Origin of the sequence: Kitasatospora sp. NPDC057940, from assembly GCF_042887425.1 — a bacterium.
Classification (GTDB): Bacteria; Actinomycetota; Actinomycetes; order Streptomycetales; family Streptomycetaceae; genus Kitasatospora.
Genome location: NZ_JBHVPH010000024.1, coordinates 132,766 through 141,783, shown reverse-complemented (window position 1 = coordinate 141,783; position 9,018 = coordinate 132,766). Strand labels below are relative to the sequence as shown.

The following is a 9,018-nucleotide window of genomic DNA, read 5'->3' as shown; positions in this document are numbered from 1 at the left end:
TACGGGGTCACCCCTCTCGGTGGGGGGCGGGGGGTGGCCCGTGCCGCCGGCCGCCCCCCCGGCCTAAACCCGGGCCGCGGGGCCGCCCCCGCGGCGCGGGCCGGGCTTCCGGGCGCCCGTTCGTCGAACGACGCTGTCAGGACAGGCTGGTGAGCACCGCCGGGTCGTACGGGACGGTCCGGGAGAGGTCGCCGCGCAGCGCCCTGGCGGCCCAGTCCGGGTTGGCCAGCAGGGTGCGGCCGACGGCGACGAGGTCGAACTCGTCGCGCTTGAGGCGGGCCAGCAGTTCGTCGATGCCGGTCACGCCGGACCGGCTGGTGTAGCCCTGGGCGAACTCGCCCTCGCCGTACTGCTGGTCCAGGCCGACCGAGCCGACCGTCACGGCGGCCTTGCCGGTGAGCTTGCGCGCCCAGCCGGCCAGGTTGAGGTCGCTGCCGTCGAACTCGGGCTGCCAGTAGCGCCGGGTGGAGCCGTGGAACGCGTCGACCCCGGCGTCGGCCAGCGGCGTCAGCAGCTGCTCCAGCTCGGCCGGGCTCTCCGCGATGCGGGCCCCGTAGTTGCCGACCTTCCACTGGGAGAACCGGAAGAAGACCGGGAAGCCCGGGCTGACGACCGTGCGGACGGCCTGCACGATCTCGGCGCCGAAGCGGGCCCGGGAGGCCGGGTCGCCGCCGTAGCGGTCGGTGCGCCGGTTGGTGCCGCTCCACAGGAAGTCGTCGATCAGGTAGCCGTGCGCGCCGTGCAGTTCGACGCCGTCGAACCCGAGCCGCTCGGCGGTCGCCGCGGCCTCGGCGAAGGCGGCGACCGTGTCGTCGACGTCCCGCTGGGTCATGGCCCGCCCGGCCGGGGCGCCGTCCAGGCCGATCCCGGACGGGCCTTCGGCGGGCGGCTCCGCCCCGGTGCGCACGACCCCGGTGTGCCACAGCTGCGGGATGATCCAGCCGCCGGCCTCGTGCACCCGCCGTACCACGCGGGCCCAGCCGGCCAGCGCCTGCTCGCCGTGGAAGTCGGGGACGTGGTCGTACGCGCGGGCGGCGGCGCGGTCGACGTAGGTGCCCTCGGTGATGATCAGTCCGACCTGGTGGGCGGCCCGGCGGGCGTAGTACTCGGCGACCTCCTCGCCCGGCACGCCGCCGGGGGACTGCATCCTGGTCATCGGGGCCATCACGATGCGGTTGGGGACCGTCAGATCACCCACGACGAACGGCTCGTCCAAGCTGGACATGCTTTCTCCCGAGTTCTCGGCACTCATGGTGTGAACATTCCGTGTGCGCCTTCTCCGTCGCTCCGGCGAATCGCCGCCGGACCGTGCGGAAAATGGTGTGGTCGGCCGCACATAGGTAACGCACGATTATCTGCCCTGTTGATCGCGGCGTCCAGCGGGTGTTCCTGTCCGTGCTGCATTGCCTCAGGCGATCCACGGCATCGACACAATCATGTTGACCGTGTCCGGGAGATCACGGATAGTGGTGCAGGTGGTTCCGCGTCGCCTTCTGGGTCGCAACTGGAGAATTGATTCCCTTGCCGACCAGTGCCGCGGAAAGGAATTTCCCAGGAACGAAAGGTGGCGGAACCCAGGGTGAGCGAGAGTCGCCTGACCGCGCATATTTCCCACGACTTGGACGGCAAACGGGCCGTCGTCACCGGCGGCAGCCGGGGCATCGGCGCCGCGATCGTGCAGCACCTGCTCGACGCCGGCGCCACCGTCGTCACCTCCGCCCGCAACCCCACCGAACACACCCCGTCCGCGGCCAAGTTCATCCGGGCCGACCTCAGCTCGAAGGACGGGGTGCGGGCGTTCGCCGACGCCGCGCTGGACTCCCTCGGCGGGGTGGACATCGTGGTCAACAACGCGGGCGGCTGCCGGGCCTTCCAGACCGCGCTGGAAATCGAGAACGACTGGCAGTACACGGTCGACATCAATTTCCTGGCCGCCGTCCGGCTCAATGCCGCACTCGTGCCGGCCATGCGCGCGGCCGGCGGCGGGGTCATCGTGCACCTCTCCTCCATCGCGACCATTTCCTCCTACCCGATGATCCTGCACTACGCCGCCGCGAAATCCGCGCTGGAGGTGTACAGCAAGGGCCTCGCGGTCGAGTTGGCACCGGACGGAATCCGGGTCGTCGCGATCTCCCCGGGAAACGTGATGACTCCTGGGGCGGATGAGGCGCGCGACAAGATCGTCGACTATCTCGGCATGGAATCCGAGGGGGACTGGGCCGACGAGGTCCCGCTCGGGCGGATCGGTCAGACCGAGGACATCGCCGAGGCGGTCGGCTTCCTGGTCTCCCGGCGCGCCTCGTGGATCACCGGCAGCAACCTCGTCATCGACGGCGGCAAGAGCGCGTCCCTGTGACCGCCCGCCAGGACTGGAAGGACTGACACGATGACCGCGACAGAAGAAGGGCCGCGGGCCTATCCGTTCGGTCCGGCCGAGCAGCTCGACGTGGACCCGAAGCTGGCCGAGGCCTGCAGCGCGCAGCCGGTGCTGCGGGTGAGCCTGCCCTACGGCGGCGACGCCTGGCTGGTCAGCCGCCACGCCGACGTCAGGACGGTGCTGGCCGACCCCCGGTTCAGCCGGGCCGCCGCCGCCGGCGAGGACGTGCCCCGCATCGTCTCGGCCGGCCTGCCCCGCACCTCGATGCTGAGCATGGACCCGCCGGAGCACAGCCGGCTGCGGCGCAGGGTCGCCAACCCCTTCACCGTGCGCCGGGTCGAGGCGATGCGCCCGCGCGCCCAGCAGATCGTCGACGAACTGCTCGACACCATGATCGCCACCGGCTCGCCCGCCGACCTGACCCAGATGCTGACCTGGCCGCTGCCGATCACGATGATCTGCGAACTGCTCGGCGTGCCCGTCGAGGACCGCGACCGGTTCAACGCCTGGGTGGACGGCCTGCTGATGCTCTCCGACCCGGCCCGCTCCGCACGGGACCGCGGGCACCTCAACGACTACCTCGCCGGCCTGGTCGCCGAGCGCCGCGTCGAGCCCACCAGCGACCTGCTCGGCGAACTGGTCGCCGTGGAGGACGAGGAGAACCGGCTCACCGAGGAGGAGTTGGTCAGCCTCGGGGTCAGCCTGCTGTCCGCCGGCCAGGAGGCCACCGCCAACCAGATCGGCAACTTCGTCTACACGCTGCTGACCAGGCCCGACCTCTGGCAGGAGCTCGTCGCCGATCCCGGCCTGATCCCCGACGCGGTCGAGGAGCTCTCCCGGATCATCCCGATCAGCGCCACCGCCGGCTTCACCCGGATCGCCACCGAGGACGTGGAGCTGGGCGGGCAGACCGTCCGCGCCGGCGACGCGGTGGTCACCGAGTTCTCCCTGGCCAACCGGGATCCGGAGGTGTTCGACCGCCCCGAGGAGATCGACTTCCACCGGGGGATCGTCCCGCACGTCACCTTCGGGCACGGCATCCACCACTGCCTCGGCGCGGCGCTGGCCAGGATGGAACTGCGCGTCGTCCTGGACTCCCTGGTGCGCCGCCTGCCCGGCCTGCACCTCGCCGTGCCGGCCGACCAGGTCACCTGGCGGACGGAACGCCTCATCCGCGGAGCGGACGCGCTGCCGGTCGCCTGGTGAGACGCCCGCCGGCCGGAACGACCGCCCGGGCCCGACGGGCCGGCGGTCGCTCCGGCCGGCCCGCCCCAGGTCACACGTCGACATCAGCCGGACGCCGGACATCAACCGGATGCCGGACACCAGCCGGACGCTACGGGAGGGCTCAGCATGGCCGAACCACTGGAGGCGATCACCGCGGCCGTGCGTGATCCGGACAAGGGCCTCGCGGAGGCCATGGCGGCCATCATGGAGGGCTACGGCGACCGGCCCGCCCTCGGCGAACGCGCCCGGGAGCCCGTGACCGGGCGCCTGCTGCCCCGCTTCGAGACCGTCAGCTACCGCGAACTGTGGGCCCGGGTACGCGCCGTCGCCACCGAGTGGCACCACCACCCGGACCACCCGCTGAGCGCCGGCGACCGGCTCTGCATCCTGGGCTTCACCAGCACCGACTACGCCACGCTCGACCTCGCGTGCCTCCACTCGGGCGTGGTGGTCGTGCCGTTGCAGTCCAGCGCGCCGCTGTCCCAGCTGGCGCCGATCGTCGCGGAGACCGAACCGCGCGCCCTCGCGGCGAGCATCGAGCGGCTGGACACCGCCGTCGAGGCCGTCCTCGGGGCGCCCTCGATCCGGCGCCTGATCGTGTTCGACTACCGCCCCGACGTCGCCGAGCAGCGCGAAGCCCTCGCATCCGCCCGGCGGCGCCTGGCCGGGGCCGGCCGCCCGGTGGCCGTCGACCCGCTGGCCGCCGTGGTCGACGCCGGAGCCGGCCTGCCGCCCGCGCCCCTGTTCGTCGCCGCCCCGGGTGAGGACCCGTTGGCGTTGCTCATCTACACCTCCGGCAGCACCGGGACCCCGAAGGGCGCGGTGTACCCCCAGCGGCTGGTCCGCACCGCGTGGAACGGCTTCAGCTACGGCGCGGAGGACGCACCCCCGGTCAGCGTCCACTACATGCCGCAGAGCCACCTCGCCGGCCACTGGGCGCTGATGGGCTCGCTCTCCCGGGGCGGCGTCGGCCACTTCACCGCCAGGAGCGACCTGTCCACCCTGCTCGACGACATCGCCCTGGTCCGCCCCACCGAGCTGACCATGGTCCCGCGCATCTGCGACCTGCTCTTCCAGCGGTACCGCAGCGAACTGGACCGGCGCTCCGGCGAACCCGGCGACGTCGACACGGCGGTCAAGACCGACCTGCGGGAGAACGTCCTGGGCGGTCGCGTCACCAAGGCCTTCTGCGGCACCGCCCCGCTCTCCGCCGAGGTCGCGGCCTTCGTCGAGTCCTGCCTGGGCTTCCACCTGTACACCGGCTACGGCTCGACCGAGGCCGGCGGGGTGCTGCTCGACTCGGTGGTGCAGCGCCCGCCGGTCATCGACTACAAGCTGGTCGACGTCCCGGAACTCGGCTACTTCCGGACCGACTCGCCGCACCCGCGCGGGGAACTGCTGCTCAAGACCGCCACCGCCATCCCCGGCTACTACAAGCGGCCCGAACTCAACGCCGAGATCTTCGACGCGGACGGCTACTACCGGACCGGCGACATCATGGCCGAGACCGGGCCGGACCGGCTGGTCTACGTCGGCCGCACCAAGGACGTCCTGAAGCTCTCCCAGGGCGAGTTCGTGGCCGTCTCCCGCCTGGAGACCGCCTTCGTCGCCAGCCCGCTGATCCGGCAGATCTTCGTGTACGGCAACAGCGAGCGCGCCTACCCGCTCGCCGTGGTCGTCCCCGCCCCGGAGGCGCTGGCCAGGGCCGGCGGGGACACCGGGTCGCTCAAACCGCTGCTCGTCGACTCGCTCCAGCGGATCGCCAAGGAGGCCGGGCTCAACTCCTACGAGATACCGCGCGACGTCCTGATCGAGACCGAACCCTTCAGCGCCGCGAACGGCCTGCTCGCCGACAGCCACAAACCGCTGCGCCCCCGGCTCCGGGAGCGCTACGGCGAGGCCCTGGAACGGCTCTACGCCGAACTCGCCGACGGGCAGGAGCAGCGGCTGCGCGAGCTGCGCCGGGCCGGGCCGGGCCGGCCGGTGCTGGAGACGGTCGGCCGGGCCGCCCAGGCGCTGCTGGGCTGCGCGGGCGCCGAGCTGAGCGCCGACGCGCACTTCACCGACCTGGGCGGTGACTCGCTGTCCGCGCTGTCCTTCGCCGCCCTCATGACGGAGATCTTCCGGGTCGAGGTCCCGGTCGGGGTGGTGATCAGCCCGGCCAACGACCTGGCACGGGTGGCGGGTTACATCGAGGAGCGGCGCAGCTCCGGCGCCGCGCGGCCCACCGCCGCCTCCGTCCACGGCGAGCACGCCACCGAGGCCCGGGCCGGCGACCTCACCCTGGACAGGTTCCTCGACGCGGCGACGCTCGCCGCCGCCCCGACGCTGCCCCGCCCCGACGGCGCCGTCCGCACCGTCCTGCTCACCGGGGCCACCGGCTACCTCGGCCGCTTCCTGTGCCTGGAGTGGCTGGAACGCCTGGCGCCCGCGGGCGGTCGGCTGGTCTGCGTCGTCCGCGGCGCCGACGCCGCCGTCGCGGCGAAGCGGCTGGAGGCCGCCTTCGACAGTGGTGACGCCGAACTGCTCCGGCGGTACCGGGAGTTGGCCGACGGGACGCTGGAGGTGTTGGCGGGCGACATCGGCGAGCAGCGGCTCGGCCTGGCCGAGGACACCTGGCAGCGGCTGGCCGACACCGTGGACCTGATCGTCCACCCGGCCGCCCTGGTCAACCACGTGCTGCCCTACGACCAGCTGTTCGGGCCCAACGTCGTCGGCACGGCCGAACTGATCCGGCTGGCGCTCACCACCCGGCTCAAGCCCGTCACCTACGTGTCCACCGTCGCCGTGGTGGCCGGCGCCGCGGCCGCGGCCCTCGACGAGGACGGCGACATCCGCGTCACCAGCCCGGTGCGCCACCTCGCCCGGGGCACCGCCGGCGGCGGAGGCGCTCACGGATCCGAGCACGAGAACGGGCACGACGACGCGCACGGGTACGACGGGTACGCGCAGGGGTACGCGACCAGCAAATGGGCCGGCGAGGTGCTGCTCCGCGAGGCCCACGACCTGTGCGGACTGCCGGTCGTCACCCTGCGGTCGGACATGATCCTCGCGCACGGCACGTACCGGGGGCAGCTGAACGTGCCCGACGTGTTCACCCGCCTGCTGCTCAGCCTGCTCGCCACCGGCATCGCCCCGGGCTCCTTCTACCGGGGCGGCGGGCGCGCCCACTACGACGGCCTGCCGGTCGACTTCACCGCCGAGGCCGTCACCGCACTGGGCGCGCGGGCCACCGAGGGCTACCGGACCTTCAACGCGCTGAACCCGCACGACGACGGCGTCAGCCTGGACACCTTCGTCGACTGGCTCATCGAGGACGGCCACCCGATCCGGCGGATCGACGACTACGACGACTGGCTCGCCCGGATCACCACCGCGCTGCGCGCCCTGCCGGAGAAGCAGCGCCAGCACTCGCTGCTGCCCCTGCTGCGCGCCTTCGCGCGGCCCGGGGAGGGCGTCCCCGGGTCGGCGATACCCGCCGCCGGGTTCCGGTCCGCCGTACGGGCCGCCAAGGTCGGCGCCGACCAGGACATCCCGCACCTGTCGGCGGCCCTCGTCCGCAAGTACGTCACCGACCTGCGCCACCTCGGCCTGCTTCCCCACTGACCGCAGCACCGCAGCACCGCACCACCACCCCGCATTCGACCCGACGGACACAGGAGTTCGGCATGGCACAGAGCATCGGCGAGACGGTCATCTCGGGTCTGCGGCTGCTGGAGGCGAACGACTTCGCCGGCTTCCGGGCGCTGTGCACCGAGAAGGCCACGGTCTGGCAGAACGACGGCAAGGACGAGCAGGCGATCGACGAGCGGCTCGTGCACTTCAAGGCCTTCGCCGCCGGCGTCGAGTCCCTGCGGTTCGAGGTCCTGCGCCAGTTCGAGAAGCCGGACGAGGTGCTCCAGCAGCACGTCATCCACCTGCTGTCGGCCGACGGGATCGTCCAGGAGGTCCCGACCGTCGTGTACTTCCGGTTCGAAGGCGGCCTGATCGACCGGATCGAGGAGTGCCTCTACACCGTGCCGAAGGGCAGCACGGCCTGACGGACCGACCGCCCGCGCGGACCCGGCGCGCGGGCCCGGCGAAGATGCGGCCGCGACCCCGCCGCAGTCGAGAGGGCGTCCCGGCCCGGAGTGGCGGACGTGCGGCAGGAGCGGTGCCCGACCGTCAGGCGGGCGCTGCGGCGCGGGACTCCCGGAGGCTGCGGCGGGCGGCGGCGGTGACGAGCAGGACCCAGAGCAGGCTGAGGCCGCCCAGGGCGTAGACGCCGCCGCGGAGGAAGGAGAAGTCCAGGTCGGTGCCGGCCGGCGGGGCCCAGCCGTCGGGGTCGACGAGGACGGTCGTGGTGGTGCCGGCGGAGGACGACCCGGAGCAGCCCGAGCCCTGGAACCTGGGGTGCGGCAGCGGCTTCCCGTCCGCGCGGCGGATCGCGCAGGACCAGCTGATCCGGCCGCTGCGGTCCTTCGAGCTGTGGGCCTCGGTGACGACCACCTCGGTCCGCTCCCCGCGGTGCGCGAGCACCTCCGCCCGGATGGTGGTGGGTGGCAGGGCCAGCAGCAGGACGCCCAGCAGGACGCCGGGCCAGAGCACCCAGCCGGCCGTCCGGACCACCATCAGTCCGCCCAGCGAGGCGATGAGCACCAGCACGGCGAGGATCGTGAACAGGGCGGAGTGGTCCGGGTCCACGGCGAGCGCCATCAGGCCGACGAGCAGGAGCGGGGCGAGCACCGCGACCAGGACGGCCGCCCGGCGGATGGTGCGGGGCGCGAGCGGCTTGTCCTTCCGGGGCTTCCGCTTGGCGCTCTTCGGCCGCTGGGCGGCGGCGGCCGCCGCGCTCAGTGGTCTCTTCTGCTTCTTCCTGCCCTGTGCCACGTGGCCCCCGTTCGGTGCTGCGTCGGACTGCTCGCGACAGTCTGACCTGCGGCGCGGGGGCGCGGAAGACCGGGGGAGGGGCGCCGGACCGGCCCGGCGCGCCGGTCGACGGACCGGTGCCCCCTCGGGTACGCCCGGAGCCGGGTCCGCAGCCGGGTCCGCAGCCGGGGCCGTCAGCGGCGCCCGAACAGCCTCGTCAGGAAGCCGCCGCCCTTGCCCTTCGTCCGGTCGCAGGCGCAGCGGCCGGACTTGGGCACCCCGGCGAGCACCTGCTCGACGTGCATGCCGCACCCCGCGTAGCCGGCCTTGCCGCAGGTCCGGCAGGTGGTTCGTCGACACATCGCGCTGCTCCTCACGTCGCACCCCCGGATGGGGTGGCCAGTCCTGCCAGGATACCCCACCCGGTATTTTTGGACGCCTACCCCGGGGCAGGCGGATCGGCGCCCCGGACCCGTGCGTGGGCCCCCCGGGGGGGGCGCCCCGGCCCCCCCCGCGGGAACGCCCCGGGCGCCGGCCGGACACAGACAACCACGCCCCCCGAAAAA

7 protein-coding genes are annotated in these 9,018 nt (G+C 73.1%); 4 read left to right on the top strand and 3 right to left on the bottom strand.

All coding sequences use genetic code 11. From position 1 onward, the window contains the following. Window positions 1–136: 136 nt before the first annotated feature. Complete coding sequence (locus tag ACFVTF_RS29505; protein WP_387817427.1) at window positions 137–1,225, bottom strand: NADH:flavin oxidoreductase; 1,089 nt, start codon at window positions 1,223–1,225, stop codon at window positions 137–139. 354 nt (window positions 1,226–1,579) lie between these two features. Here ACFVTF_RS29505 and ACFVTF_RS29500 point away from each other — a divergent pair, with 354 nt between their 5' ends. From ACFVTF_RS29500 to ACFVTF_RS29485, 4 genes are all read left to right on the top strand, one after another. Beyond that, window positions 1,580–2,356, top strand: a complete 777-nt coding sequence (locus ACFVTF_RS29500) for an SDR family oxidoreductase (RefSeq protein WP_387817426.1) — start codon at window positions 1,580–1,582, stop codon at window positions 2,354–2,356. Between the two features lie 30 nt (window positions 2,357–2,386). Continuing rightward, the gene (locus tag ACFVTF_RS29495; protein ID WP_371515505.1) at window positions 2,387–3,583 is read left to right on the top strand and encodes a cytochrome P450; all 1,197 of its coding nucleotides are present in this window, start codon (window positions 2,387–2,389) and stop codon (window positions 3,581–3,583) included. A gap of 147 nt (window positions 3,584–3,730) precedes the next feature. Next, the gene (gene car / locus ACFVTF_RS29490; RefSeq protein WP_387817425.1) at window positions 3,731–7,210 is read left to right on the top strand and encodes a carboxylic acid reductase; all 3,480 of its coding nucleotides are present in this window, start codon (window positions 3,731–3,733) and stop codon (window positions 7,208–7,210) included. A gap of 62 nt (window positions 7,211–7,272) precedes the next feature. Beyond that, window positions 7,273–7,644 carry a nuclear transport factor 2 family protein gene (locus ACFVTF_RS29485; protein WP_387817424.1) on the top strand — a complete coding sequence of 124 codons (372 nt, stop codon included), beginning with the start codon at window positions 7,273–7,275 and terminating at the stop codon, window positions 7,642–7,644. 124 nt (window positions 7,645–7,768) lie between these two features. Here ACFVTF_RS29485 and ACFVTF_RS29480 read toward each other — a convergent pair whose 3' ends face one another. Both ACFVTF_RS29480 and ACFVTF_RS29475 read right to left on the bottom strand, forming a co-directional pair. Beyond that, complete coding sequence (locus ACFVTF_RS29480) at window positions 7,769–8,473, bottom strand: hypothetical protein (protein ID WP_387817423.1); 705 nt, start codon at window positions 8,471–8,473, stop codon at window positions 7,769–7,771. Window positions 8,474–8,646: 173 nt separating this feature from the next. Continuing rightward, window positions 8,647–8,814 carry a hypothetical protein gene (locus ACFVTF_RS29475; protein WP_387817422.1) on the bottom strand — a complete coding sequence of 56 codons (168 nt, stop codon included), beginning with the start codon at window positions 8,812–8,814 and terminating at the stop codon, window positions 8,647–8,649. Window positions 8,815–9,018: the final 204 nt, after the last annotated feature.

Excerpts from the sequence above, each read along its gene's own strand:
- ACFVTF_RS29475 (WP_387817422.1), bottom strand. The coding sequence starts at position 8,814 with ATGTGTCGACGAACCACCTGCCGGACCTGCGGCAAGGCCGGCTACGCG.
- car (WP_387817425.1), top strand. The coding sequence starts at position 3,731 with ATGGCCGAACCACTGGAGGCGATCACCGCGGCCGTGCGTGATCCGGAC.
- ACFVTF_RS29485 (WP_387817424.1), top strand. The coding sequence starts at position 7,273 with ATGGCACAGAGCATCGGCGAGACGGTCATCTCGGGTCTGCGGCTGCTG.
- ACFVTF_RS29505 (WP_387817427.1), bottom strand. The coding sequence starts at position 1,225 with ATGTCCAGCTTGGACGAGCCGTTCGTCGTGGGTGATCTGACGGTCCCC.
- ACFVTF_RS29495 (WP_371515505.1), top strand. The coding sequence starts at position 2,387 with ATGACCGCGACAGAAGAAGGGCCGCGGGCCTATCCGTTCGGTCCGGCC.